Origin of the sequence: Synechococcus sp. MU1625 (assembly GCF_020514205.1) — a bacterium.
Lineage (GTDB): Bacteria > Cyanobacteriota > Cyanobacteriia > PCC-6307 > Cyanobiaceae > Parasynechococcus.
In genome coordinates, this window is the sequence record NZ_VTLA01000002.1 from 162,728 (window position 1) to 186,564 (window position 23,837).

The 23,837-nt window shown below is 56.6% G+C and carries 28 protein-coding genes; 16 read left to right on the plus strand and 12 right to left on the minus strand.

The genetic code is table 11. The features are described 5' to 3' along the window. Nucleotides 1-32: 32 nt before the first annotated feature. The 6 genes from FZX13_RS06735 (at nucleotide 33) to FZX13_RS06755 (ending at nucleotide 6,975) form a co-directional block, all read left to right on the plus strand. On the plus strand, nucleotides 33-1,463 hold the full coding sequence (locus FZX13_RS06735; protein WP_226408643.1) for a sodium:solute symporter family protein: 1,431 nt from the start codon (nucleotides 33-35) through the stop codon (nucleotides 1,461-1,463). Between the two features lie 17 nt (nucleotides 1,464-1,480). Next, complete coding sequence (locus tag FZX13_RS12910) at nucleotides 1,481-1,609, plus strand: hypothetical protein (protein ID WP_255614063.1); 129 nt, start codon at nucleotides 1,481-1,483, stop codon at nucleotides 1,607-1,609. Between the two features lie 161 nt (nucleotides 1,610-1,770). Beyond that, nucleotides 1,771-2,886, plus strand: coding sequence for an aspartate carbamoyltransferase (locus tag FZX13_RS06740; protein WP_115024653.1), 1,116 nt, complete (start codon nucleotides 1,771-1,773; stop codon nucleotides 2,884-2,886). A 9-nt stretch (nucleotides 2,887-2,895) separates the two neighbouring features. Next, nucleotides 2,896-4,920: an asparagine synthase (glutamine-hydrolyzing) gene (asnB, locus tag FZX13_RS06745; protein ID WP_226408653.1), complete on the plus strand. Its 2,025-nt coding sequence runs from the start codon at nucleotides 2,896-2,898 to the stop codon at nucleotides 4,918-4,920. A gap of 142 nt (nucleotides 4,921-5,062) precedes the next feature. Next, nucleotides 5,063-6,304, plus strand: a complete 1,242-nt coding sequence (locus FZX13_RS06750; protein ID WP_226408655.1) for a Zn-dependent hydrolase — start codon at nucleotides 5,063-5,065, stop codon at nucleotides 6,302-6,304. Next, the gene (locus FZX13_RS06755) at nucleotides 6,301-6,975 is read left to right on the plus strand and encodes a DUF1028 domain-containing protein (protein WP_226397519.1); all 675 of its coding nucleotides are present in this window, start codon (nucleotides 6,301-6,303) and stop codon (nucleotides 6,973-6,975) included. The genes FZX13_RS06750 and FZX13_RS06755 overlap by 4 nt, the downstream gene beginning before the upstream one ends. Before the next feature lie 79 nt (nucleotides 6,976-7,054). Here the strand turns inward: FZX13_RS06755 and FZX13_RS06760 are convergent, their stop codons facing one another. The 7 genes from FZX13_RS06760 to FZX13_RS06790 all read right to left on the minus strand — a co-directional run bounded on the left by FZX13_RS06760 (nucleotide 7,055) and on the right by FZX13_RS06790 (nucleotide 11,791). Beyond that, entirely contained in the window at nucleotides 7,055-7,273 is a 219-nt protein-coding gene (locus FZX13_RS06760; protein WP_226397518.1) for a hypothetical protein, read from the minus strand. Nucleotides 7,274-7,353: 80 nt separating this feature from the next. Then, nucleotides 7,354-7,521 (minus strand): DUF4278 domain-containing protein, encoded by a 168-nt coding sequence (locus FZX13_RS06765; RefSeq protein ID WP_115024648.1) that lies wholly within the window; start codon nucleotides 7,519-7,521, stop codon nucleotides 7,354-7,356. A gap of 214 nt (nucleotides 7,522-7,735) precedes the next feature. Continuing rightward, a complete protein-coding gene (locus tag FZX13_RS06770) occupies nucleotides 7,736-8,494 on the minus strand; it encodes a type 1 glutamine amidotransferase (RefSeq protein WP_226408657.1) in 759 nt (252 codons plus the stop codon). Continuing rightward, nucleotides 8,491-10,200, minus strand: a complete 1,710-nt coding sequence (ureC, locus tag FZX13_RS06775; protein ID WP_226397516.1) for an urease subunit alpha — start codon at nucleotides 10,198-10,200, stop codon at nucleotides 8,491-8,493. The genes FZX13_RS06770 and ureC overlap by 4 nt, the downstream gene beginning before the upstream one ends. Nucleotides 10,201-10,203: 3 nt before the next feature. After that, entirely contained in the window at nucleotides 10,204-10,524 is a 321-nt protein-coding gene (locus FZX13_RS06780; RefSeq protein ID WP_226408668.1) for an urease subunit beta, read from the minus strand. A 10-nt stretch (nucleotides 10,525-10,534) separates the two neighbouring features. After that, nucleotides 10,535-10,837 (minus strand): urease subunit gamma, encoded by a 303-nt coding sequence (locus tag FZX13_RS06785; RefSeq protein ID WP_115024644.1) that lies wholly within the window; start codon nucleotides 10,835-10,837, stop codon nucleotides 10,535-10,537. Nucleotides 10,838-10,855: 18 nt separating this feature from the next. Then, a complete protein-coding gene (locus FZX13_RS06790; RefSeq protein WP_226408836.1) occupies nucleotides 10,856-11,791 on the minus strand; it encodes an urease accessory protein UreD in 936 nt (311 codons plus the stop codon). 105 nt (nucleotides 11,792-11,896) lie between these two features. Between FZX13_RS06790 and ureE the strand changes: the two genes are divergently transcribed. From ureE to urtE, 8 genes are all read left to right on the plus strand, one after another. Continuing rightward, on the plus strand, nucleotides 11,897-12,349 hold the full coding sequence (gene ureE / locus FZX13_RS06795) for an urease accessory protein UreE (protein WP_370630797.1): 453 nt from the start codon (nucleotides 11,897-11,899) through the stop codon (nucleotides 12,347-12,349). Next, entirely contained in the window at nucleotides 12,346-13,017 is a 672-nt protein-coding gene (locus FZX13_RS06800; RefSeq protein WP_226408681.1) for an urease accessory protein UreF, read from the plus strand. Before ureE ends, FZX13_RS06800 begins: the two co-directional genes overlap by 4 nt. After that, nucleotides 13,017-13,619, plus strand: coding sequence for an urease accessory protein UreG (gene ureG, locus FZX13_RS06805; RefSeq protein WP_186570932.1), 603 nt, complete (start codon nucleotides 13,017-13,019; stop codon nucleotides 13,617-13,619). The genes FZX13_RS06800 and ureG overlap by 1 nt, the downstream gene beginning before the upstream one ends. A 120-nt stretch (nucleotides 13,620-13,739) precedes the next feature. Continuing rightward, nucleotides 13,740-15,038, plus strand: coding sequence for an urea ABC transporter substrate-binding protein (gene urtA / locus FZX13_RS06810; RefSeq protein ID WP_186570931.1), 1,299 nt, complete (start codon nucleotides 13,740-13,742; stop codon nucleotides 15,036-15,038). Nucleotides 15,039-15,112: 74 nt separating this feature from the next. Beyond that, on the plus strand, nucleotides 15,113-16,273 hold the full coding sequence (locus FZX13_RS06815) for a branched-chain amino acid ABC transporter permease (protein WP_226408683.1): 1,161 nt from the start codon (nucleotides 15,113-15,115) through the stop codon (nucleotides 16,271-16,273). An 18-nt stretch (nucleotides 16,274-16,291) separates the two neighbouring features. Further along, the gene (urtC, locus tag FZX13_RS06820; protein WP_226408711.1) at nucleotides 16,292-17,440 is read left to right on the plus strand and encodes an urea ABC transporter permease subunit UrtC; all 1,149 of its coding nucleotides are present in this window, start codon (nucleotides 16,292-16,294) and stop codon (nucleotides 17,438-17,440) included. 32 nt (nucleotides 17,441-17,472) lie between these two features. Then, on the plus strand, nucleotides 17,473-18,222 hold the full coding sequence (gene urtD, locus FZX13_RS06825) for an urea ABC transporter ATP-binding protein UrtD (protein ID WP_186570928.1): 750 nt from the start codon (nucleotides 17,473-17,475) through the stop codon (nucleotides 18,220-18,222). A 51-nt stretch (nucleotides 18,223-18,273) separates the two neighbouring features. Then, nucleotides 18,274-18,999: an urea ABC transporter ATP-binding subunit UrtE gene (urtE, locus tag FZX13_RS06830; protein WP_226408838.1), complete on the plus strand. Its 726-nt coding sequence runs from the start codon at nucleotides 18,274-18,276 to the stop codon at nucleotides 18,997-18,999. A 59-nt stretch (nucleotides 19,000-19,058) separates the two neighbouring features. Here the strand turns inward: urtE and FZX13_RS06835 are convergent, their stop codons facing one another. The 4 genes from FZX13_RS06835 to FZX13_RS06850 all read right to left on the minus strand — a co-directional run bounded on the left by FZX13_RS06835 (nucleotide 19,059) and on the right by FZX13_RS06850 (nucleotide 22,453). Next, on the minus strand, nucleotides 19,059-19,334 hold the full coding sequence (locus tag FZX13_RS06835; RefSeq protein WP_226408713.1) for a zinc ribbon domain-containing protein: 276 nt from the start codon (nucleotides 19,332-19,334) through the stop codon (nucleotides 19,059-19,061). An 80-nt stretch (nucleotides 19,335-19,414) separates the two neighbouring features. Beyond that, on the minus strand, nucleotides 19,415-20,620 hold the full coding sequence (gene fmdA / locus FZX13_RS06840) for a formamidase (RefSeq protein WP_226408715.1): 1,206 nt from the start codon (nucleotides 20,618-20,620) through the stop codon (nucleotides 19,415-19,417). Nucleotides 20,621-20,803: 183 nt separating this feature from the next. Continuing rightward, entirely contained in the window at nucleotides 20,804-21,853 is a 1,050-nt protein-coding gene (locus FZX13_RS06845; protein ID WP_226408717.1) for a formamidase, read from the minus strand. A gap of 117 nt (nucleotides 21,854-21,970) precedes the next feature. After that, the gene (locus FZX13_RS06850; protein WP_226408719.1) at nucleotides 21,971-22,453 is read right to left on the minus strand and encodes a hypothetical protein; all 483 of its coding nucleotides are present in this window, start codon (nucleotides 22,451-22,453) and stop codon (nucleotides 21,971-21,973) included. Between the two features lie 223 nt (nucleotides 22,454-22,676). Between FZX13_RS06850 and FZX13_RS06855 the strand changes: the two genes are divergently transcribed. After that, a complete protein-coding gene (locus FZX13_RS06855) occupies nucleotides 22,677-23,096 on the plus strand; it encodes a hypothetical protein (RefSeq protein WP_226408721.1) in 420 nt (139 codons plus the stop codon). A gap of 19 nt (nucleotides 23,097-23,115) precedes the next feature. Here FZX13_RS06855 and FZX13_RS06860 read toward each other — a convergent pair whose 3' ends face one another. Further along, entirely contained in the window at nucleotides 23,116-23,361 is a 246-nt protein-coding gene (locus FZX13_RS06860) for a DUF1830 domain-containing protein (RefSeq protein WP_226408723.1), read from the minus strand. 325 nt (nucleotides 23,362-23,686) lie between these two features. On the opposite strand from FZX13_RS06860, the gene FZX13_RS12915 reads away from it, so the two are divergent. Further along, nucleotides 23,687-23,818, plus strand: coding sequence for a hypothetical protein (locus FZX13_RS12915; RefSeq protein WP_255618043.1), 132 nt, complete (start codon nucleotides 23,687-23,689; stop codon nucleotides 23,816-23,818). Nucleotides 23,819-23,837 lie beyond the last annotated feature (19 nt).

A 23,837-nucleotide genomic window follows, 5' to 3' on the forward strand; every position in this document is an offset into this window, starting at 1 on the left:
ACATCTTTATTGGAACCGCAGGGGGTCGACGGATGTCCGTTGACTCGGTTCCCTTCCTCCAGCCCGGGATCGCCTGGGCGCTGGTGGTGTTGTTCTCCGTTCTCTGGGTTGCCCTCGGGATTGCTTGGGGTCGGCGCGGTCAAGGCAATGCCGATGACTACATGCTGGCGGGGCGCAACATCGGGCTGGCCCTGAGCACCGCCACGTTGATGGCCTCCTGGGTCACCGGCAACACCACGTTGCTTGCCCCTGAATTCGGCTACAAGACCGGGCTTTGGGGCATGTTCAGCTATGCCCTGGCAGGGCTTGGACTGATCCTGTTTGCTCCCCTGGCTTCTCGGATCAAGCAGCTGATGCCCAACGGACGCACCAGCGGCGATTTCATTCGGTTGCGTTACGGGCGCCTGGCGTGGTGGGTGTTCATGGTGATCACCGCTATTTACACCCTGGGTTTTTTGATGACCCAGGCGATGGGTGCCGGACTGCTGCTGCAGGCCCTTTCAGGCTTCGATTACCACGTGGGGATGGTGGTGGTGATTGGTGTCGCCACGCTCTACACCCTGTTCGGTGGGATGCGGGCCGTGATCGGCACCGATTTCATCCAGTCGCTCTTGATCATGGTGCTGTTGGCGGTGGTGGCGGTGCTCGCTTTCCGGCAATTCCCGATGCCCGAGGTGCATGCCTCGTTGCTTGCCCGGCATCCCGATCGGCTCGATCTGCTGTTGCCTGCTGGTTTGTTGATCGCGTGGAATTCCGCCCTCTTCTCGATGGGCGAGGTGTTTCACAACAACATCTGGTGGTCTCGGGTCTTCGCTAGCCGTCGCTCGGTGGTGATGACCTCCTTTGTGTTGGGGGGGGTCGCCTGGATGAGCGTGCCGATGGTGACGGGCTCCATCGGGCTGGTGGCCTTGGCGCGTGAGTTGCCTCTCGAGCAGGTGAACATGGTGTTCCCAGTGATGGCAGCTGATCTGCTCGGCGCCGGCGGCGCTGCTCTGGTGTTTGTGGTGGTGTTTGCGTCGCTCACCTCCACCCTGGATTCGCTGTTGGCATCCACCGCCGATCTTCTGGCGGAGGATGTGTACTTCCGCCTGTTGCGGCCCCAAGCCAGTGACCTGCAGCTCAAGCAGGCTGCGCGGCTGATGGTGGTGGGGTTGGCGGTCGTCACGTTGGCGCTGTCCTGGCCGCGGCTTGATTCTTTGGCGTCGGTGCTGTTCTTCACCGGTGCCCTGGTGGCCTCCACGGTCTGGCCAGTGGCCTGCGGCCTGTACTGGCGCACGGCCAATCGCACGGCTGCCATTGCGGCCATGCTCGCCGGCAGCGTTGTTGGCCTGCTCGCTTATGTGCTGATAGCGCCTTACTGCGCCGCTGTGTTTTCGGCGGCCGTATCAGCAGTCGTGATGCTGATCGGCAGTCGCACGTGGCCGGAACGGTTTGACTTCACTTTGTTGCAGGAGGAGGGATGATCCAAAGTCTTTTTTTGATGGCCAGCCTTGTTGGACTCTCCGGCTTTCAGTTTCTGCTGGTGGCCAGTCAGCTTGCCTTGGTGCTGTCTGTGTTCGTGTTGCTACTGATTTGGTGGGTTGAGTGGCGGAACGGTCGTGTGTGGTGACGGCTGCAGGTATTAGTAACCAGCTGAACATTTTTTCCGGATCTTTGCTTAAGAAGCTGTTTCTTCGTGGACGAAGGGGTGTTGTCGTTGTTACCGGTAAAAGATGTAGTTCTTGGCCTTAGCACTCGGTTTGGCAAACAGAGTGTTGATCCGATTTAGCTATGGCACAGGCAAATTCAGCAGTAGTTGAAGCGTCTTCGGTACAGATTCGGTTTCAGCCGATGGGTCCCGATGTCTATGGCCAGAACCAACCCCAGGAGCTGCTGGCTGCGATTGCCGAGGACGGAGAACCGTTGCTGGATCTGGTGAATCAGCATGTGGTGTCGATCCAACCGTTTCGACCCGAGGCCTTGTTGCAGGTGTTTCGGCTGGCGGCGAAATTCGAGAGCAATCCAGATCGGTATTGCCGTCACAACACGCCCCTGACCGGCAAGATTCTGATTAACGCGTTTTACGAGCCGAGCACGCGCACCCGTCTCTCTTTTGACAGTGCCTGGCATCGTCTTGGTGGCAGCTCGATCAACATCACCGACAGAGCTACCACCGGGATTGCCAAGGGCGAGTCCCTTGAAGATGTCGCCCACATGTTCAACAACTACGGCGATTGCGTGGTGCTACGGGACAGCGATCCCGGTGCTGTTTATGCGATGACGTCAACCCTGCGGATTCCCATCATCAATGCCGGCAACGGCATTGATGAACATCCGACGCAGGCGATGGCGGATCTGTACACGATCTTCAAGTGGCGGCCCAAGCTCGCTGAAGTTGAGGTGGCTGCGGCTGATCGGATTCGCATCGGAATCGTCGGGATTCCATCGCGGATGCGAACGGTTCGCTCACTGCTGAGGATCCTGGCCAAATTCCCGCAGACCGTGGATGAGGTGGTGGTGATTCATGCTCCCGGGCTGGAGTCGGATCTGCAGTTGTTCGACCCTGGGCAGTTGGAGGAGCTCGAGGCTTGCGGCATGAAGGTGCGCTGCAGCACCGATCTACAGGCTGAAGTGCCCGATCTGGATGTCATTTACATCAACGCCATCGCCTGGGTTGGCGATACCTATGAAGTGCACGGGAGAGGATTTCGCCTCACCCGCGACATGCCGTTCAAGCCTGAAGCGATCGTGCTCCATCCCTTGGCGCGGGGAGCGGAACTGAGCACCTGCCTTGATGACACACCCCACAACTGGTATTTCAGCCAGGCCAGGGGAGCTGTGTTCCTGCGGATGGCACTGCTCACCTGCATGGTGAACCGGGCCGAACGCGTCATGGATGTCGTCTGAGCGAGCGTTATGTGCGGAATCGGAGGTGTTTTCAACGCAGACCGTCGTCAGACGGTGGACCGCCAGCTGCTGGTCAACATGGCAGCGATCCAGGCCCATCGTGGGCCCGATGGCTTTGGCGTGGAGGTGCTTGATCAGGCTGGTGTTGGTTTCTGCCATGCCCGCCTCTCGATCATCGATCTGAACGAGTCACGTGGCCGTCAGCCCTTTCTCACCGATGACGGTGAGGTGCTGATGGCGCATAACGGTGAGTTTTACGACTTTCAACGCATCAGGGCTGACCTCACCGCCCAGGGGGTGCGCTTCAGCAGCAAGAGCGATTCCGAGATCCTGCTCCGGCTTTATCAGCGCCAGGGCTTGGAGGCGACCTTGCCTCTATTGCGCGGGGAATTTGCCTTTGCGTTGTTTGATCGCGCGGAGGATTGCCTTTACCTGGTGCGGGATCGCTTCGGCATCAAACCGCAGTACTGGGTGATGACGCCTGAGGGTCTGGTGTTTGGTTCCGAGTTGAAGGTGCTGTTCGCGCATCCAGCGGTTGAGCGACGCTTCACGTCGGAGGGTCTGTTCCACCAGTTGATGCAGACCATGGTTCCTGGCACCACTGCCTTTGCTGGAGTGCAACAGGTGAAGCCCGGCCATGTGCTGAAGGTGCAACGTGCGAATGGGCGGCTGGAGGTGTCGGAGTCGACCTACTGGGATGTCGACTTTCCGCGTCAGGATCAGCGCGATCGTCGCCTCACGGAGGCCGACCACATCGCTGCAGTTCGTGCGTCTTTGCTGGAGGCCGTCGAGCTGCGCATGGTGGCCGACGTGCCTGTGGGCTGTTATCTCTCCGGTGGCATCGACAGTTGTTCGATTCTCGGTTTGGCGTCAGCTGTCAGCCAGGCACCGGTGAAGGCGTTCACGATCGGATTCGATGACGCCCGTTACGACGAGTCGCCGATTGCTCAGGAGATGGCCGAGGCCACGGGGGCTGAGCAGGATCTGATGCGTCTCTCCGGTCAGGAGCTCTATGGCCATATGGAGCGCACCATCTGGCATGCGGAGCGAACGATCTACAACACCTTGGCGGTGGCGAAGTTCTTGATGAGTCGCCATGTCAACAACGTTGACTACAAGGTCGTGATGACCGGTGAAGGGTCAGACGAGTTGTTCGGCGGTTATCCCGCCTTTCGCCGCGACATGTTCCTCCACGGTCTGGATGACTTGCCTCAGGAGGAGCGCGCCAGCTGGGAAACCTTGCTTCAGCAGTCCAATGCCCTGGTGCAGGGAGCGATGCTCGCTGAAAACCAGGTGGACGATCCCGACCTCGATGCGGTGGTTGGCTTTACCCCCAGTTGCCTGCAGCCGTGGCTGGCCTGTGCGCCCTTGGTGCCGGAGCTTCTGGCGGAGTCTCATGCTGCAGCCCTGCAGGATTACTCCCCGGGTAAAGCGATTGCTGAGCAATTGGATGCGGATCAACTTGAAGGGCGCCATGCCCTGGACAAGGCCCAGTACGTCTGGATCAAGACCATGTTGGAGGGCCAGATCTTGACTTGGGGCGGTGACCGGGTCGACATGGCCAATTCCATGGAGGCCCGACCGGCCTTCCTGGATCACCATCTGGCCGCTGTTGCCGTGCAAGTGCCTCCCGAACTGCGGATTAAGGGGAAAACCGAGAAATACGTGTTGCGGGAAGCCATGGCGGGTTTGTTGCCGGAGGTGTTGTATCGGCGTGAGAAGTTCGCCTTCATGGCGCCGCCAGCCCATACGGAGCCCGAGAAGTGGGAGCAGATGAAGCAACTCGCCGATGACTACCTCAGTGATGAGGCGATCGATGCCGCTGGTTTATTGAGCAAGGCTGGCGTTAGCGCCTTGTTTGCACGTCATGCGGACCCTGCCACCACCGATGCGGAGCGTGTGCAGATGGATGCCGTGATCAATCATCTGCTGGGTGTGCAGATGTTGCACCGGATGTTTGTGGCAGAGGACGTGCCAGCCCTGGCCCGTCGGGAGGCCGATCGCCTGGGGTGGCGGGTGCTGATGCCCGTTTGAATTCTTTGATCAGCGTTAAATCGTTGCGCTAGCTACAAGCCAATCGGCCGATTCAGGTCAAGGTGTCTTTCCCTTTGAACTGCAGGTCACGGCATTGCCAGGGCTCATCTCGGCGTTTCCGACTACCCCTGCATCGAGGGTCGTGCCAGCCAAAATTGCGGCGCGACCAAACCACAATCGTTTGATTGGCACGATTGAGCAGCTTGCCAGGATTGGCGCGAAGTCGGATGGCAGCGTTTGTCGACGCGGGTTTTCAGCGGAAGACGTCCAGGGCCGTGAGTTGCTGGCCAGTTGGATGAAGCAGTTGGGCATGCAGGTGCGTGTGGATGCCGCTGGCAATTTGATCGGGCGTCTTGAAGGCCTCGAGCCACACCGTCCTGCTTTGGTGACCGGCTCACACCTCGACACCGTGCCCACCGGTGGACGTTTTGATGGTGCCCTGGGTGTTCTTGCAGGTCTGGAAGCCTGCCGCGCTCTTCAAGACCAGGGCATGAGGCTGCGGCACGGCATTGAGTTGATCGCCTTTGCCGATGAGGAGTCGACCATGGTGGGTTGCAAAGGCTTGGCGGGGACGGCTTCCGATAACCCGGAGAGTTACGTCACCAGCAACGGCCAGGCGATTCAAGAGAATCTGGCGCGAATCGGGGGGCATTGGCCTTCGCTGGCGTCGGCCCGACGCTCCGATGAGGCCTATGCCGCTTTTCTTGAGTTGCATGTTGAACAGGGCGGCGTTCTCGAGCAACGCGGGGATGCCATTGGTGTTGTTGAGGGTGTTGTTGGTCAGCGTCGGTTCAGCATCAACGTGCAGGGACAGGCCAATCACGCCGGCACCACACCGATGGGTCTGCGACAGGACGCCCTCGTGGCGGCGTCGCGCATTGTTCTTGCCGTCGAGGCGATGGCATCCCGCCATCCAGGAGATCCTGTGGCGACCGTGGGTCGACTGGAGGTTTGGCCCAATGCCGCCAATGTCGTCCCCGGCGCTGTCGCCCTGACGGTCGACCTGAGGGATGTTGATCCGACTGTTCTCGATCAATTGGTGGAGGAGTTGATGCAGCAGGTCGAAAGCATTGGTGCTGAAACGGGCTGCCCGATTTCGGTGGACCCACAGTTCAGTGTTGATCCCACCCCTGCTGATGCTGTGGTGATGGCCACGATTGCTGAGGCCTCGGCCGCTCTCGGCCTGTCTCACAGCCATCTCCCCAGTCGAGCCAGCCACGATGCGCAGGAGGTTGGTCGCCGTTGGCCGATGGGCATGATTTTTGTTCCCAGTCGGGGCGGTTTGAGTCACTCAGCTGCGGAGTTCACCAGCGACGAACAGTGCTGGGCGGGCACTTCGGTGCTTTTGGAAACGCTGCTGCGGCTCGACCGCCAGCTGCCGTGACCTTTTCGATCCTGGCCCGTGATCCCAGCAACGGCCGCTTTGGCGTTGCAGTTGCCACCTGTCATCTGGCCGTTGGATCCACCGTGCCCCACATCCGCGCCGGAGTTGGCGCTGTGGCGACCCAGGCCCACACCAATCCCTATCTGGGGATCTGTGGCCTTGAACGCTTGGAGCAGAGTGCGGATGCGGAGAGTGTTTTGGCCAGCCTTCTGGCGGATGATCAGCATCGTGATCGGCGTCAGTTTCATCTGATCGACCTGGATGGTCGAACGGCCTGTTGGACGGGGCAGGATTGCGGGGCTTGGGCTGGGCACCGCCATCGGCGTGACCTGTCTGTCGCCGGCAATTGTTTGGTCGACGACGGTGTTGTGGAGGCGATGGAGCAGGCGTATCTCACCAGCGATCCCAGCTGGAAACTTGGTCGACGCCTTATGGCTGCCCTGCAGGCGGGGGAGGCTGCTGGAGGCGATCACCGCTCCGATTTCTGCACCTCAGCAGCGGTGCAGGTGAGTGGTGAAGCTGCCTTTCCGCTGTTGGACCTACGGGTTGATTTCCATGAGCGTGCGGTGGAACAGTTGATGGAGGTTTACGAACGCAGCCAGGCACTTTGGGCCCAGGAATGGAGGGATGAACTCTCAGAGTTGCCCATGCTCAACCGGTTGGTGGCTTAGTGATTCGCGTTGGTTTGTGCCATTAAAAAAAGCCCATCAACACTGGGTGTCGAGGGCTTTTTGCAAAACTCTGAATGGCTCAACTGGGGACTGTGGCTTCCCACTCCACATTCAAACCAGCTTGACGCGCATCATTGACGAGGTCGTCGATGCAATCCATTCCAAATGCAGCCTGGCCAGACAGCAAGGCATCCCATTCGCTGGCTGGGAAGTGGGTTTGCAGCCAGAACACGCCGTGCACGCTGGAGGGATTCACCTGCACAAGGCCTTTGTCGAGGCGGGAAGTGATGAGATCCAACGTCGTTGCTGAGGCTGGATCTATTACGCCCTAATCCTCGGAACTGGAATGTTCGAGTTGCTACAGATTGAGAAGTTGGCCTAGCGCGTGTAGCCCACCCCGCGGTACACGAGCTGCACCGGAGTGCGGTGGCTGTTGATCTGGCGGGATTGGTACACGTTGCGGCGGTAGACCAGCTGCACACCGGGCCTGCCCTCAGTGGCGTTCTTTTGCTGGTACTGATGCCCGCGATAGAGAAGGGTGGTCATTGGAAGGTCCTCGAAGCAAGCTCAGGTCCCCGTTCCATGGCCTGAGGCGAACTGCGCTTCGCGTGGCGCGAAGTGAACGATCGGTAGCTGTTGCTACAAAACTATTGAAGCGTTTTCGGTCGTTGTGTTGATGTTCGGTTCGATACTTGATCTGAAAAGTTTTTGCTTTTGTTTATTTTTATCCGTAGAAATTAGTTGGCCTTGCTGATGTGAATCACCTGGTCTTGCAGCACTCCTGCAGCTGATCGAGCGCAGTATTGAAAAAGTGTCGACCTTGCTCCTGCAGCTTGTCTCCAAGCCAGCGCCACTCCCGCATCAGGCGTTCGGGCCCTTCAGGCCCAAGGGCGCTCATTACATAGGTGTGGTCGTTGGCGATCCAGCATTGCAGTGCGTCTCTGTTGATCTCGAGGTGGCATTGCAGGCCAATGGCGTGATCGCCGATTCGAAACACCTGTTCCGCACAGTGCAGCGAGGAACCAAGAAGGGTTGCATCGCCCGGCAGGTGGATGCGATCGCCATGCCAATGCAGCACCAAGCTGCTGCTCGGTTGTCCCTGCAGTAAGGCCTCATCGCTCCGTTCAGCAACCCAGTGGATTGCCCCCAGTCCCAGTTCCTTGAGCTGCTGTGGTGGCGCTCCAACCTGCAGGGGTTCCACGGATCCGCCAGCAGCGACAGCCAAGAGCTGCGCCCCCAGGCAGATGCCCAGCACCGGTCGACGCTGCTGGTGCCAGGCCGTCAACCAGTTCAGCTCGGCTTGGAGCCAGTGCAGGTCCGGATGATGTTGCTCGTTCACCCCCATTGGTCCCCCCAGCACCAGCGCGATGCTGTTCGGGCATTCACTTGGGTGCGGCAGGCGGTCGCCTCGGTCGGGCCGCAGGGTCTGGAGGGCCATTCCCCGTTCCCGTGCCAGTTGTCCCACCAGTTCGGGCCCTTCGTGGTCAACGTGTTGGATCACCAGCAGGGTGGTGGTCAAAGCAGCAGATAGCGCTGGGCGAGGGGCAGCACTTCGGCGGGCTCGCAGGTGAGCAGTTCACCGTCGGCGAACACCTCATAGGTCTGCGGGTCCACGCTCACCTTCGGCAGGGCGGAATTGAGTTTGAGAGCGCTTTTGCCCACGCTGCGGGTGTCCTTCACCGCCATGCAGGTGCGCTCCAGACCCAGTTGACTTTGGATATCAGCATCCATGGCGGCTGCGCTCACGAAGGTGAGGCAGCTGGGAGCCAAGGCTTTGCCGAAGGCGCCGAACATGGGCCTGCCGTGCACGGGCCCGGGGGTGGGAATGGAGGCGTTGGCATCGCCCATCTGGGCCCACACGATCGAACCGCCCTTGATCACCAGTTCCGGGCGAATGCCGAAGAAGCCCGGCTTCCAGAGCACGAGATCGGCGAGCTTGCCGGTTTCGATCGAGCCCACCTCGCTGCTGATGCCATGGGCAAGAGCGGGGTTGATTGTCACCTTGGCGATGTAGCGCTTCAGCCGATGGTTGTCGTTGCGGTTGGAGTCTTCCGGGAGCGCACCGCGCTGCACCTTCATCTTGTGGGCGGTCTGGAAGGTGCGGGTGATCACTTCGCCCACGCGCCCCATGGCCTGGGAGTCGCTGGCGATGATCGAGAAGGCACCGAGGTCGTGAAGGATGTCTTCGGCGGCGATCGTTTCGCGGCGAATCCGCGATTCGGCAAAAGCCACGTCCTCGGGGATTTTGGGGTCGAGGTGGTGGCACACCATCAGCATGTCGAGGTGCTCCTCAAGCGTGTTGCGGGTATAGGGCCGGGTGGGATTCGTGCTGCTCGGCAGCACATTTGCTTCGCCGCAGATCTTGATGATGTCTGGGGCATGGCCGCCGCCGGCACCTTCGGTGTGGAAGGTGTGGATCGTGCGTCCCTTGATGGCGGCAATCGTGTCTTCCACGAAGCCGGCTTCGTTCAGGGTGTCGGTGTGGATGCACACCTGCACATCCATCCGGTCGGCCACCGACAGACAGGCATCGATGGTGGCCGGCGTGGTGCCCCAGTCTTCATGCAGCTTCAGGCCGCAGGCACCGGCGCGCACCTGTTCCTCCAGGGCTTCAGGGGTGCTGGCGTTCCCCTTGCCAAAGAAGCCCAGGTTTACCGGCAAGCCTTCGGCGGCCTGGAGCATTCGCCCGATGTGAAACGCCCCAGGGGTGCAGGTGGTGGCGTTGGTGCCGGTGGCTGGTCCGGTGCCGCCGCCCATCAGGGTGGTGACGCCACTGGCCAGAGCAGTTTCGATCTGCTGGGGGCAGATGAAGTGGATGTGGGTGTCGATGCCACCGGCCGTGAGGATGTGACCTTCCCCAGCGATCGCCTCGGTGCCGGGGCCCACCACGATCGTGACCCCTTCCTGGGTGTCGGGGTTGCCGGCTTTGCCGATGCCCACGATCCGGCCGTCTTTTAGTCCGACATCGGCTTTGACGATGCCCCACCAATCGAGGATCAGAGCATTGGTGATGACGGTGTCGACGGCACCCGCGGCTCGAGGTGTCTGGGACTGGCCCATGCCATCGCGAATCACCTTGCCGCCGCCGAATTTCACCTCGTCGCCGTACACGGTGAAATCCTTCTCGACTTCGAGGATCAGCTCGGTGTCCGCAAGGCGAACCCGGTCGCCAGTGGTGGGTCCGTAGGTCTCGGCGTAGGCCTGGCGGGAGATGCGGTAGGGCATGGGTCAGGCGTCGAGGGATCCGTTGATCTGGCCGTTGAAGCCGATGACGCGTCGGGCACCGGCAAAGGGAATGAGGTTCACGTCGCGGCTGTCGCCAGGTTCAAAACGGATGGCGGTGCCGGCAGGGATGTCGAGACGATGACCGCGGGCTGCGGCCCGGTCGAACTGCAGGGCGGCGTTGGCTTCGGCGAAATGGAAGTGGGAGCCCACTTGCACCGGTCGATCGCCACTGTTGGAGACGCTCATCGTGGTGACGGGTCGTCCCGCATTCAGCTCAAGTTCACCCGGTTCGGGAAGCAGTTCGCCGGGAATGAGAGGTGCCATGGGTTCTGCCTCAGCGAATTGGGTCGTGCAGGGTGACGAGCTTCGTGCCATCGGGGAAGACGGCTTCGATCTGCACCTCGTGCACGAGCTCGGGCACGCCGTCCATCACCTGGTCCTGACGCAGCCAGGTGGTGCCCTCCTGCATCAGCTCCGCCACGTTCTTGCCGTCACGGGCACCTTCAAGCACCAGAAAACTGAGCCAGGCCACCGATTCGGGGTGGTTGAGCTTCAGGCCGCGGTTCAATCGTCGTTCCGCAAGCAGTGCCGCGGTCACGATCAGGAGTTTGTCCTTTTCCTGGGGACTGAGATGCATAGCGAAGCTCGGTCTTCTTCAGTGTGTCTCCGCTGCGGTCTCCAAAGGGTTCATGGTGGACGTTTGTCGGCGTAGAGGCTGTTCCTGCAGGGGCCAGACCCTGGGGATGCGTGGCTTTGTCAGTCCCCGGAGTGTTCGCGTGCGCTCCCAGATCCGACTGAACCAGAAGCGGGCATCACGGCTGGAGTTGCCGGAATAGCGGGCGATCAGCCCTTGCCCGAGGGCCCCGCAGCGCATCGTGCCCGTCAGCCCCTCACGGTCGGCCCGCGCTCCGTCCAGCAGCGTTGCGGTTGTTTCGGCGCCCATGGCCATGGGTGCGGCCCAGATCAGCGTGCCGAACACAGGGGCGCCTCCTAACCCGTGCGGGCTGTCCAGGCTGGCTCCGCCCAGTTCCACGCGATCAGCCAACTCCCATGTCGAGCCGGTTGAAGTGATGCGCTGAATCGTGAGGCTCGACCGCCATCGCCCCTGCTGCAGGGTTTCACCAGCGGCGGTTCGACCCAGGCGCACGATTTCTGCACTAATAAAGGAGGCATCCATTGGCAGGGTCACCGTCAGGTGCTGCTCGAACAAGGCATCGGCGTACAGCACCAATTCCTGCGGCAGCCATTCGAGATCACTGCCGCTGGCCAGCGAGCAGCACACGTGCTGTTGAGCAGAGCAGCCCTCAGGCTGCAAGCGGCTGCGGCCGATGGACCCGTAAACCTTCTGCGCTGCCACACTGGTGATCAGGCTGCGGCTGCTGGCTTCAAGCTTGATGTCGAGGCTGAGTTGATCGCCGCCCACCAGGCCTCCAGCTGTGTGCAGAATCGGCAGCTCGCAGCGTCCGTCATCACCGCGTTCACTGCGAAGCAACTTGAACGGAGCCGTGCAGCCCCCCTGGTGTCGGGTGCTGCCGTTGGCTGCACGAAACTGCAGGTCGCAGCGGCCGTGCCAAGGATCGAGACGTTGCATGGCTTCACGCTCCGCTGCCATCGCCTTCATCTCTGTAGCAACGCACACCAAAGTGCTGCTGATGTCTGGGCAGGCTTTCTCTGTGGAACTGGAAAGGAGATGGTGGTGACAGATGCAGTGGTGGTGTTGGAGCAGCGCCTGCAGAACAGCAGTGCCATGGCAACCCTGCACTTGCCGTTAACGGCTAAAGAGCGCACGGTATTGCGCGGTCGCCGCACCACCTCCTGCGGTCGCCTTGTTCTTCTTCAGTTGCCCCGTATGGGATCCCTGCAGCCTGGTGATCTGCTGGGGGATCAGTCCGGGTCGACCGTGGTGGAGGTGACGGCAGCGCCGGAAGCGCTGCTGCGGGTGCAGGGTTCGCATCCCCTTGAGCTGTTGCAGGCGGCTTATCACCTGGGCAATCGCCACGTTGCTCTTGAGCTGCATGAGCAGGAGCTGTTGCTGCCGGAGGATTCCGTGTTGGCCACGATGCTGGAAGGGCGTGGCTTGACGGTCAGTCGCTGCCTTCAGCCGTTTGCTCCCGAGGGTGGCGCCTATGGGGGGCATCAGCACGGATGACATCCCTGGCGTTGTTGCAACTGGTTAGCCCGGCCTTGCCCGTTGGTGCCTTCAGCTACTCGGAAGGTCTCGAGGTGCTGATTCAGGCTGGCTCCATCGCTGACGTGCAGGCCGTTCAGGCTTGGTTGGAGGCCGAATTGCAACGGGGTGCTGTGCGACTGGAGGCCGCTGCCTTGCGGCCCCTGGCAGAGGCCCTGGTGGAGTGGTCAACCCAGGCGGATGGCGCGGCCAAAGCGCGCCTGATCGATCTGGACGGTTGGCTGTTGGCCACCCGTGAAGCAGCAGAGCTTCGAGCGCAACAGCGTCAGATGGGAATGTCGCTGGTGCAGTTGATGTCTGACATGGGACAGGACCTGCCCGAACCCGTGCCCCTGAGCTGGCCAGCGGCCTGGGCTTGGGCTGCCGTGGGCTTGTCTGTTCCAGCGTGCGACATGGTGGAGGGATATCTCTACGGCTGGGTTGCCAATCAGCTCAGTGCGGCGGTGCGCCTCTTGCCGTTGGGTCCGTCTCGAGCGCAGGTGCTGCAACAGCGGCTGCTACCGATGATTGCCTCGCAAGCGCAGCAGCTTCAGGCTGCCGATCCGCAGCAGCTCTGGAGCGGCGGTGTCGGTGCGGGCATGGCGCAGCTTGCCCATGCTGAGCTGTATTCACGCCTGTTTCGAAGCTGATGAGCAGCAAACTGCGCCTGGGGGTGGCTGGTCCTGTGGGATCCGGCAAGACCGCACTGGTGGAGGCGCTCTGTCGCCGCTTGCGCGACGACCTGCAGCTCGCGGTGGTCACCAATGACATCTACACCCAGGAGGATGCCCAGTTCCTCACCCGTGCCGGTGCCCTGGATCCAGAGCGGATCCGCGGGGTGGAGACAGGCGGTTGTCCTCATACAGCGATCCGCGAAGACTGCTCGATCAACAGAGCAGCGGTGGCAGAGCTGGAAGCCCAATTTCCTGACCTGGATCTTGTTCTTGTTGAGAGTGGCGGCGACAACCTGGCGGCGAGCTTCAGCCCTGAGTTGGTGGATCTCTGCATTTACGTGATCGACGTTGCGGCTGGCGACAAGATCCCCCGCAAGGGAGGGCCAGGCATCACGCGGTCTGATCTTTTGGTGATCAACAAGATTGATTTGGCACCGCAGGTCGGTGCCGACCTTGCGGTGATGGAACAGGACACCCGGCGGATGCGCGGAGATAGGCCGTGGTGTTTCACCAACCTCCATAACGGTCAGGGATTGGAGAAGGTGGTGGACTTCTTGTTGCAACAGCTACCGAACTAATTGTCAAAAACCTTGGAATCGGCAAATAGTGCGAATGGATACATTTCTCTGGTTGTTGCCCTCAATACCTTCTGAGAACGCCCCTAGGCGGTCTTTGTTTCTTCGCGTGTCTTTCGGGAAATGATTAGTTCACTTTCAAAGCGAGTCCTTGCTGGCTTTGCTGCAACAGCTGTTGGCGTCACCATGACGGCCTGCGGTGGCGGCGGTGATTCTTCCGGTGGCGATTTCGACGGCGAAATCAAGGTGGGCATCCTCCACTCCCTGAGTGGAACCATGGCGATCTCCGAAACCACCCTCAAAGAGGTTGAGGAGATGGCCATCAAGGAGATCAATGACGCAGGCGGCGTCAAAATCGACGACAAGTCTTACAAGATCACCTACGTCTCTGAAGACGGTGCTTCTGATTGGCCCACCTTCGCTGAGAAATCTCAGAAGCTGATCGACGCCGACAAGGTTGCCGTGGTGTTCGGTGGCTGGACCTCAGCCAGCCGTAAGGCCATGCTTCCCGTGTACGAAGCCAAAGATCACTTCCTCTTCTACCCCATTCAGTACGAGGGTCAGGAGTGTTCGAAGAACATCTTCTACACAGGTGCTGTTCCCAACCAGCAGGCTGAGCCTGCTGTTGATTGGTTGTTCGACACCTTTGCTGACAAGTACGGCAAGAAGGTCTATCTCGTCGGATCTGACTACGTCTATCCGCGTACCGCAAACACCATCATCAAAGAGCAGGTCAAGAGCCTGGGTGGTGAAACGGTTGGAGAGGACTATATCCCCCTGGGTAACACTGAAGTTGCTCCGATCATCGCCAAGATCAAGAAGGAGTTCCCTGATGGCGGCATCATCATCAACACCCTGAACGGTGACTCCAACGTTGCTCTGTTCAAGCAGTTCAAGGCAGCTGGCATCACTCCGGACAAGTATCCGATCATGTCGTTCTCCATCGCGGAAGAAGAGATTCGCCAGATCGGCCCTGACTACGTCGGCGGCACCTATGCGGCTTGGAACTATTTCATGTCGCTTGGAACTGAAGCTTCCAACACCTTCAATGAAGCTTTCATTGAGATGTATGGCGACGATCGGGTGACCAACGACCCGATGGAATCTGCTTACAACATGGTCTACCTCTGGAAGGCTGCTGTTGAGAAGGCTGGTACCTATGAGGATTTGGATGCCGTTCGCGATGCCATGATCGGCATCAAGATGGATGCACCTCAGGGTCCCATCGAGATGTATCCCAACCACCACATCTCTCAGACCGTTCGCATCGGTGAAGCCAAGGATGATGGCCAGTTTGAAATCCTCTGGGATAGCAAAACTCCCGTTGCTCCGATCACCTGGAACCAGTACGTTCCTGAGACCAAGGGCTTTGCATGCGACTGGACTCTGGATCGTCCGGATGCTGGTAAGTTCAAGATGTGATTCTTGATTCAGAAATCTAATCCTGGGTGGATCAGACTTAGTTTGATCCACCTTTTTTATTATCCGATGAAATCATGGAGCTAGTTTTTTCGCAGATTCTTGATGGCTTAAGTATCGGTTCGGTGCTTCTGCTCGCGGCGACTGGCTTGGCAATCGTCTTTGGATTGATGGGTGTGATTAATCTCGCCCATGGTGAATTCATGATGCTTGGTGCCTATGTCACCTTTGTGGTTCAAAACATGTTTCGCCCACTTGGGGGAACTCTTTTTGAGCTGTATTACCTCGTTGCGCTTGTCGCCTCTTTTGTTGTGACCGCTCTGGTGGGTGTTCTGCTGGAACGCACATTGATTCGGCGGTTGTATGGGAGGCCTCTTGAAACCCTCCTAGCCACCTGGGGTGTAAGCCTGATTCTGATTCAGTTTGTCCGCAGCGTTTCCCTCGCCATGATGCTGGGAATTGGTGTGACGGCATTGCTGGGCTGGTTGGCCAAACGATTTATGCCTGTTTCTTTGAAAGAAGCATCCTATTCAAGTTATCTGGGTGGGGCTCTCTGGGGTGTTGCTGGTGTGCTTGGCATCCTTTCGATCAATATTTTCGCTTCGTTTGGTCGCTTCTTTTCAAACCCCTGGTTTGGACCGCGCAATATTGACGTCACTGCTCCAAAATGGTTGCAAGGAAGTTGGGGCTCCCTTGGTGGGATCGAGTTGCCAGGAATCAGGATATTCATCATTGTCTTGTCGGCACTTCTGCTCGCAGCTGTTGCTTGGTTCCTAACAAAAAGTGTCTGGGGTGTCCGAATTCGCTCGGTAACTCAGAACCGTGAAATGAGTAACTGTCTTGGAATACCTACCGATAGTGTTGACAGCATCACCTTTGGCATTGGATCGGGTCTTGCTGGGGTAGCTGGCTGTGCCATCACCTTGCTTGGCTCTGTTGGACCCAACCTTGGGGCCTCCTACATCGTCTCCTGCTTCATGGTGATTGTTCTTGGAGGTGTCGGGAACCTTGTTGGAACGGTGATTGCTTCGATGATGCTCGGCATCATTCAATCGATTATTGGCTCTGGTTCGTTGTTGATTGCATTCCCAGATATGCCATCTGGTTTGAGGGCTGTGACCGAGTTTTTCGCAACGACGAGTATGTCGTTGGTGCTTGTTTTTATTTTTATTATTGCCTTCCTTCAGTTCAAGCCAACAGGCATGTTCCCTCAAAAGGGACGCTCAGTTGATGCTTAATGACTTTGCATTATTTCAATGAAACTTTTTAAGCGCCTGATCCCCTGGATCCTCCTGGTTTTTGCCTTTTTTATCTTGCCTGCCATGGCAGATAGCGAGTTGTTTGGCTTTTCTCAGTTTCGACTGAACCTGTTTGGTCGTTACTTTTCACTCGCGTTTGTTGCTCTCGGAATTGACCTCATTTGGGGTTATACAGGCTTGCTGAGTCTGGGCCAGGGAATCTTCTTCTCCCTCGGGGGGTATGCCATTGCGATGCACTTGTTGCTGGTCACCAAAAATGACTTCACAACAGGAGCGAACGGATTGCCCAAGTTTTTCGAGAACTATGGTGTCGATCAGTTGCCCTTTTTCTGGGAACCGTTCTGGTCGTTCCCTGTTTCGATCTTCGCCATCTTTATTGTCCCTTCCGTTGTGGCGGGATTGGTCGGTTACCTGATCTTCAGGAACCGAATCAAGGGTGTGTATTTCTCAATCATCACTCAGGCGTCCTTGATGGTTTTCTACCATTTCTTTAATGGTCAGCAAAAACTTGTCAATGGAACTAATGGTTTGAAGACCAGTACGACAGAAATTTTCGGGTTGGTTGCCGGCTCAGATGATGCCCAGGTGTTGTTTTACCGCATCACTTTGATTCTCCTTCCTTTTGCGTATTTACTCTGTAAATATCTGACCTCTGGTCGTTTTGGTGACTCTCTCATCGCGATTCGTGATGATGAGCCGCGTTTGCGTTTCTCAGGATTCAATCCAACCCCCTTCAAGGTGATTGTCTTTGTTGTGGCTGGTGCCTTAGCGGGTATTTCTGGTGCCCTTTACACCGTCCAGTCGGGCATTGTCTCTCCTCAATTTATGTCGATTTCGATGTCGATTGAGATGGTGATTTGGGTCGCTGTTGGTGGTCGCGGCACGCTGGTGGGTCCGATTATCGGTGCTGTTGTTGTCAACTACCTGAGGAGTTTGGTCAGTGAAGCACTCCCGGAGGCTTGGCTGTTTGTGCAAGGTGCACTGTTTATCTTTGTTGTTGTCCTGATGCCTGATGGCATCTATGGATGGTTTACCAAAGGTGGATTCCGTACCATGCTCGCTGCTTTCGGTCTTGCCAAGAAATCTGCGACTTATCCAAAGATCGACCTTGACGAATCTGCTCAAAGTGAGTCTGCATCTGCCTAAATGTTTTCACTCTGATTTCTTGAAGGTTCTCCATGTCTCAAACTATTCTTGATCTAGACGACGTCAGCGTCAGTTTTGACGGCTTTTATGCTCTCACTGACCTTTCTTTTTCGCTGCGTCCGGGTGAGCTGCGCTCGATTATCGGCCCTAACGGAGCCGGAAAAACCACATTCCTGGATGTGATTACCGGAAAAGTCCGTCCCACCAAAGGGGATGTGATGTTGCGCGGTCGCAGCATTGTTGGCCTCTCCGAGCAAAAGATCTCTCGTCTGGGTGTTGGTCGTAAGTTCCAAACACCTCGCGTCTTTGAGAATCTGACGGTTCAGCGCAACCTCGAACTGACCGCGTCACCCAAAAAGAATCCGTTGTCGTTGTTGACGGAATCATTGAATGACACCGTCAAGGACGAAGTCTTCAAAATCATGGAGTATGTGGGCTTGGCTCCTTACGCCAAGTGGCAGGCGGGTTCGTTGTCCCATGGTCAGAAGCAGTGGCTCGCCATCTCGATGTTGGTGGCTCAGTCTCCAGACATCATTCTCCTGGATGAGCCTGTTGCCGGTTTGACGGATGAGGAAACCTCCAAAACTGCCGATTTGATCAAATCTCTTGCTGGTGAGCACACCGTTGTGGTGATCGAGCACGATATGGAGTTCATTCGCGACCTGGGAGCCCCTGTCACCGTGCTTCATCAAGGCCGGAAATTGACGGAGGGAACCATGGATGAGGTGAAGACTGATCCCCGTGTGATTGAGGTTTATCTCGGTGAATCTGATGATCACTAAATCTTCTTTGAACTAGATGTCATGCCGACTGCAATCCTTGAATCATCTACCATGCATCCAACTTCTTCTGACTTGATTCTCAAGGCATCAGGTGTCAATGTTTACTACGGTGAAAGTCACATCCTTAGGGATGTCGATCTGCAAATTCCCAAGGGAGAAATGGTTTGCCTGATCGGTCGCAATGGTGTGGGTAAAACCACATTTCTGAAAACATTGATTGGTCTGCTTCAGCAGAAAAGTGGCTCGATTGAATACGAGTCAAACCAGCTTTTGAAGCAACCTCCGTATCGCCGTGCTCGTCATGGCATTGGTTATGTGTCTCAGGGCCGCGACATTATTCCTCGCCTAACAGTTCGTGAGAACCTGATGCTTGGTATGGAGGCTCTACCTGGCGGAATGGGCAAAAATCGCCATATCGATCCCTTCATCTACGAACTCTTCCCAATTCTTGAAGAGTTTCTGAATCGGCGTGGTGGCGACTTGAGTGGTGGTCAACAACAGCAGTTGGCTATCGCTCGTGCATTGCTCGGTAAGCCCAAGCTACTTTTGCTGGATGAACCAACCGAGGGTATTCAGCCATCAATTATTCTCGATATAGAACGCGCTGTTCAGAGAATTATCAAGGAAACTGGAATCAGCGTCTTGCTTGTTGAGCAACACCTGCACTTTGTTCGACAATCTAATTTCTACTACGCTATGCAGCGTGGCGGAATTGTCTCAAGCGGGCCGACTACATCCTTGTCTGAGGCAGTGATTCAAGAGTTCTTGACTGTTTAACTTTCCACTAAAAAGCCCCGGTAACAATTGTTGCCGGGGCTTTTTTATGGGTTGTCGATTCAGCAGCCGCGATTCAGCATCCAAGGCCGGGTGGTGCTTTCCTGCAGCCTTGGTTTGGTGGAAGGTTCCCGTACTTTTTTAGTAACGAGTTCAGGTTCCCTCCGTTCAGTTTTCAAGCGCAACCCACCGGTAAGCATCATTGGCGGATTGAATAATCGCTTCCCGTGACTTCCACATTCCGGACACTCCGTGCTGGTGTCGCGATCTGAGATCGACCTCCACACTTCATAGGTCGGGCATTGGTTGGTCGAGCAGGCGAATTCGTAAACGGGCATTGTTTCGAGGAAATCAAAAAGAAGGAGTCAACCATCTGATTAACTCCTTCGTTGTTGAGCTTTGAGGTGTTTTATTTACCTCAGCAAGGAAGAATATCCTTGTCAAAAATGGAGGTTGGCAAGGCAAGTGTGCAGCATGCATTGGGGATGTCCACAATGCCGCTGATCCTGCCTTCGACAGGTGCACAACTCAAGAGCAAGTAAGCCTGTTCGCCGGTGTAACCGAATTTCTTCAGGTACTCAATGGCATTCAGACAAGCGCGACGGTACGCAATATGCACATCCATGTAGTACTGCTTGCCTTCGAATTCATCAACAGAAATTCCCTCGAAGACGAGGTAGTCGCTGTAATGAGGCTCAACGGGGCTGGTCTTGAACATGGGATTGACCATTCCGTATTTGGCCATGCCACCTTTGATCAGATCAACATGCAGGTCGAGATAGCCCGACATCTCGATGGCACCGCAGAAGGAGATTTCACCATCACCTTGGGAGAAGTGGATGTCACCCATTGAAAGTTTCGCCCCTTCCACATACACGGGGAAATAGATTCGTGTGCCTTTGGTGAGGTTTTTGATGTCGCAGTTGCCGCCATGTTCTCTGGGTGGAACGGTGCGTGCTGCTTCATTGGCGATTCGATCGAAATCACCCGCCTCCACATTGCCCAGGATGGCACTGTTGGGGTTGGGTAGAGCTGCCAGCACAGGCTCACTGCCGGAGAGGCCTGCGCCGTAGGTCCGGCGATCCGGTGCGGTATTGACCAGTTCCGTTTCCCTGCGGTTCCACTCGTTAAGTAGTTCCATGGAAGGAGCGCAGCCGATCAAGCCAGGGTGCGTGATGCCTGCGAAGCGCACACCGGGAATGTGTCGTGATGAGGTGTACACACCTTCAAGATCCCAGATGGCTTTTGCTGCTTTGGGGAAATGATCGGTGAGGAAGCCGCCGCCATTCTCTTTGGCGAAAATTCCTGTGAAACCCCATTCATCACCCTGTAGGGCTCCCACCTCAAGGATGTCCACGACCAGGATGTCTCCTGGTTGGGCACCGTTAACCCAGATTGGCCCACTCAAGACGTGAACAACTTCCAGGTTGACGTCAGCAATATCTTGCGGGTCGTCGTTGTCCTTGATTTGTCCATCGGTCCAGTCTTTGCACTCGATGCGGAAGACGTCGCCTGGATTGACAGAGGCAACTGCAGGAATGTCGGGATGCCACCTGTTGTGACCAGGCATCTCCTGCTGGTCCATGGGCTTGGTGAGATCCACTTTGAACAGGGTCTCGGGCATGAAAAGGCACTATCAACCAACCACATTCAAATCAGCCAAGAATTGCTGAGATGTTGTGGTTGATACTTATTGTCTTGAATGGTTTTTCGGTTTAAATATATTGGTATTAGATGACACTAAAATTTGATCGTGCTTTTGATATTTACCGGAGCTGGCGTTGGACAGCTCCGGGCGCAAGCCTGCCTATAACGTGACTGACTCAGCTGGTTTGGCAGTTGTTGTTCCGTTCTTCGGCATGGGTCCCAGCTTCACGCCTTCGGGGTAGTACTTCCATCCGTCTCGGACTCGAATGCTGCTATCCCAAGGGAGTTTGTATTCGCCTTTAGCCAGGTCTTCGACCCAGGTGAGGTAGTTTTCTTTTTCCCCCCCCGGTTTGCCCACATAGGCACGACATCCCAGATTGAAGATATTGTTTTCGAGGGCCCAGTTTTCTCTTGCCTTGTCAACCAGGCGTGGGAATAGTTCTGCTGTAACGATTTCCCAGGGGTTGCGATGGCCTTGCTGGATGACGTTGCCGTCGTAGTTGCAGACTGTTCCTTCGCCGAAGTAGTAGAACACACCGTCGTAACCAGCAAGGTTCACCGAAATGGTGTACATCAGGTTTTGCCAGGCATTGGTTCGGTTCGTCCAAATCCACTGGTCATTCACTTGGGTTGAATAACCCGAGATGCGGATGTAGACATTCGCACCTTTGTAAGCAGCTTCCCTTGCAAGTTCTGGGAACATGCCGTCATGGCAGATGCAGACAGCAAGCTTGGAACCTTTAGGGCCATCACACACAGGCATGCCGTAGTTGCCTGGAGACCATGGCTCGATGGGGACCCAGGGTTGCAGTTTGCGGTAGTGCAGCGCTATTTCGCCATCTGAATTAATGATGATGGCTGTATTGAAGGGTGGTTTGCTTGGGTCATCGTTGACCTCCATTAAGGAAAATACACCCCAAACATCGTTGTCTTTGCAGGCTTGTTTGAAGCGGCCGATTTCTGGTGAGTCGATGGTCAGCAGCATCTCGTCGTAGGTCCAGATCGCTGTGTTGAGCCCCTGAGTTGAGTACTCCGGCATCACGATCAAGTCTGCCTCTGGATAGCCGGCCTTGGTTGATGCAACTGCTTTACAGATCTGATCAACTTGGGTCTGAATGTCTTCCGGTCCTTTGATCACAGGGACCGGATACTGAATCATTGCGACGAGCAGAGATTCGTCCCAGGAGCTGACGCTACCGGTGCTTGCCATAAAGGAGGAATGGGAATCATTCTCACTATGTCTTCGGAGTTTTTGATCAGTTGTATCTCTTGCTGCAGCTTTCAGCCTTTTGGCCGTAAAGAGTTGCGATTGATACCGTTTAAGTGCTCAGTTGTCGCGGAAGTCTTCTTTGCGGCAAGCATTCTCGGCGAGGCGTTGTGCCCAGGTGGGAGCCTCTTCTCTCCCTTTGTTTTGTGTCGTCCCGTTGAAGTAAATCAAGAGTTGCCAGTCGGTGTCTCCACCTTCCGAGCCGGGGGTTTCGTCTTCTTCAAGCCAGCGACCGTAGATGTTGTCGTACTCGGGCCAGTTCGGCAGGTTCGGCATGCTGCAAACGGCGTTGACCTCCGCGGACCTCTCTTCCATCTCAGGACTGCTGATCGAAACCCCGCCATCGAACAGTCCGTTGGGTGATCCGGGCCGAAATGCCTTGCTGAGCTTGATGGTTGTGTCGCCTTTGATCACCAGAACATCGCCAGGCTGGGCTTCGTGAAGTCGTGTCTCCTTTCGTGCAGGTGTGCTGCAGCCTTGACAGGCCATGGCAACTGTTGTGGTGAGCAGGATCAGCTGCGCTGAGATGACTTGTTTTGGCATGACGCTGCAACGCCCCCGTGGTCCAAGACGCTTCTCTGTCTACATCGCAGGCCAACCATTAAAAAAAGTTTTTTTTCTGCCGGTGTGTAGCCCTGTGAACGCCATGTCAAGAAAGTCAATGGTCAAACTCTGTCTGTAGCAACGGCTACACTGCGTTCACCCTGGACCAGGGCGCATTTACAACGAGCCAAGGAACGGGGGCTCGTCTCTTGCCGTCGTCGCCATGTCAGTTCTCACCTTCCGCGGAGTCTGTTACGAACGGGGTTCTCTGTCTTCCGGCTCTGAAGCTCCTGTCAAGCAGCTGCTCTATTGCTCAGCTGTCCAAGAGAAGCGGGTCATTCGCTCGGCTCCCACAGCGGAGCTGCTTCAACTAGAGGGCCCCAAAGAGGACAACCGCTTTGTGTATCGCGGTGTTCCGGTTCGCTCGCTTCAGTCCAAGCGGCTTGACGGTGCTCCGATTCAACAGGGAGGTGTCATTCGCTCTCGCATGACAGCCGAATTGCTCGGGATCAATCCGGTGAAAGCGGCTGGTGCTCCTGTGCGGCCCCATGGTGTTGTGCGGTCTCGCGCTACGGCTGATCTGCTCAAGCTGGATTGCAAGAGGGTCAAGTCAACCCGTGTTTATCGAGGTGTTGAGTACTGAGACGGTTGGTCTGCCGTGATCAGCTGGCCCAGAGGGATTCCCTGGCAGGCTCTTCCTCTGTGGCGTAGTCACAGACATCGGCACGCACATGCAACATCTGCCCCGTCATCGACATTTTCCAAATTTCCAAGCGCGCATCTTGAGGTGCTTCGAACCAGAAGACCTCCGTTGGCATCACCACCTTCTCTCGATAGAAGTGATCCTTGCCAATGCATTTCACGATCACCATTCGGCTGGTGTCGTTTCGATAAACGCACTCAATCATTGTGAGCATATTGAATCATGCCAATCTGGTGCTCTTGATGCAAGCGAAGTGTTTAATTGGTCACCGAATCAGCACAGCTTTAGATTTGGTACAGATGCGTTGATACAGATCGAGTCATTTTTGTAATCACTATTACAGTTCTGCCCAAGACTTTTGAATTGCAGATTTTTGTTCAACGTTTGGATCGACACAAGGATGGCCTTCCGTTTCAAATGAAACAATTCTTTTGCTTGCTCCTGCGCATGATTGTTCCGTCGATATGAGGGATTGAAAAATGGAAGAGCAAGTCAGCTTGAGTGTTACTCAGCAGTTCGATCTTGAGCGGATGAATCGAGCCATTGAGTCAACGCGTGATGCACAGCAACTGCAGGTACTGGCTAAGCAATTGCTTCAGGCCTGGCACTCGCAACGGGCTGCAACGACCTGGGTGACGCGGCAGCGTGAGCAGTTGGGCTGAATGTTGTAATTGCCTGGCT

Coding starts and splice junctions, on each gene's coding strand:
- urtD (WP_186570928.1), top strand. CDS start 17,473: ATGTCTCAAACTATTCTTGATCTAGACGACGTCAGCGTCAGTTTTGAC.
- FZX13_RS06815 (WP_226408683.1), top strand. CDS start 15,113: ATGGAGCTAGTTTTTTCGCAGATTCTTGATGGCTTAAGTATCGGTTCG.
- urtE (WP_226408838.1), top strand. CDS start 18,274: ATGCATCCAACTTCTTCTGACTTGATTCTCAAGGCATCAGGTGTCAAT.
- FZX13_RS06740 (WP_115024653.1), top strand. CDS start 1,771: ATGGCACAGGCAAATTCAGCAGTAGTTGAAGCGTCTTCGGTACAGATT.
- asnB (WP_226408653.1), top strand. CDS start 2,896: ATGTGCGGAATCGGAGGTGTTTTCAACGCAGACCGTCGTCAGACGGTG.
- FZX13_RS12910 (WP_255614063.1), top strand. CDS start 1,481: ATGGCCAGCCTTGTTGGACTCTCCGGCTTTCAGTTTCTGCTGGTGGCC.
- FZX13_RS06850 (WP_226408719.1), bottom strand. CDS start 22,453: ATGCCAAAACAAGTCATCTCAGCGCAGCTGATCCTGCTCACCACAACA.
- ureC (WP_226397516.1), bottom strand. CDS start 10,200: ATGCCCTACCGCATCTCCCGCCAGGCCTACGCCGAGACCTACGGACCC.
- urtA (WP_186570931.1), top strand. CDS start 13,740: ATGATTAGTTCACTTTCAAAGCGAGTCCTTGCTGGCTTTGCTGCAACA.
- FZX13_RS06800 (WP_226408681.1), top strand. CDS start 12,346: ATGACATCCCTGGCGTTGTTGCAACTGGTTAGCCCGGCCTTGCCCGTT.
- FZX13_RS06855 (WP_226408721.1), top strand. CDS start 22,677: ATGTCAGTTCTCACCTTCCGCGGAGTCTGTTACGAACGGGGTTCTCTG.
- ureG (WP_186570932.1), top strand. CDS start 13,017: ATGAGCAGCAAACTGCGCCTGGGGGTGGCTGGTCCTGTGGGATCCGGC.
- FZX13_RS12915 (WP_255618043.1), top strand. CDS start 23,687: ATGAATCGAGCCATTGAGTCAACGCGTGATGCACAGCAACTGCAGGTA.
- FZX13_RS06790 (WP_226408836.1), bottom strand. CDS start 11,791: ATGCAACGTCTCGATCCTTGGCACGGCCGCTGCGACCTGCAGTTTCGT.
- FZX13_RS06785 (WP_115024644.1), bottom strand. CDS start 10,837: ATGCATCTCAGTCCCCAGGAAAAGGACAAACTCCTGATCGTGACCGCG.
- FZX13_RS06835 (WP_226408713.1), bottom strand. CDS start 19,334: ATGCCCGTTTACGAATTCGCCTGCTCGACCAACCAATGCCCGACCTAT.
- urtC (WP_226408711.1), top strand. CDS start 16,292: ATGAAACTTTTTAAGCGCCTGATCCCCTGGATCCTCCTGGTTTTTGCC.
- FZX13_RS06845 (WP_226408717.1), bottom strand. CDS start 21,853: ATGGCAAGCACCGGTAGCGTCAGCTCCTGGGACGAATCTCTGCTCGTC.
- FZX13_RS06860 (WP_226408723.1), bottom strand. CDS start 23,361: ATGATTGAGTGCGTTTATCGAAACGACACCAGCCGAATGGTGATCGTG.
- fmdA (WP_226408715.1), bottom strand. CDS start 20,620: ATGCCCGAGACCCTGTTCAAAGTGGATCTCACCAAGCCCATGGACCAG.
- FZX13_RS06780 (WP_226408668.1), bottom strand. CDS start 10,524: ATGGCACCTCTCATTCCCGGCGAACTGCTTCCCGAACCGGGTGAACTT.
- FZX13_RS06735 (WP_226408643.1), top strand. CDS start 33: ATGTCCGTTGACTCGGTTCCCTTCCTCCAGCCCGGGATCGCCTGGGCG.
- FZX13_RS06765 (WP_115024648.1), bottom strand. CDS start 7,521: ATGACCACCCTTCTCTATCGCGGGCATCAGTACCAGCAAAAGAACGCC.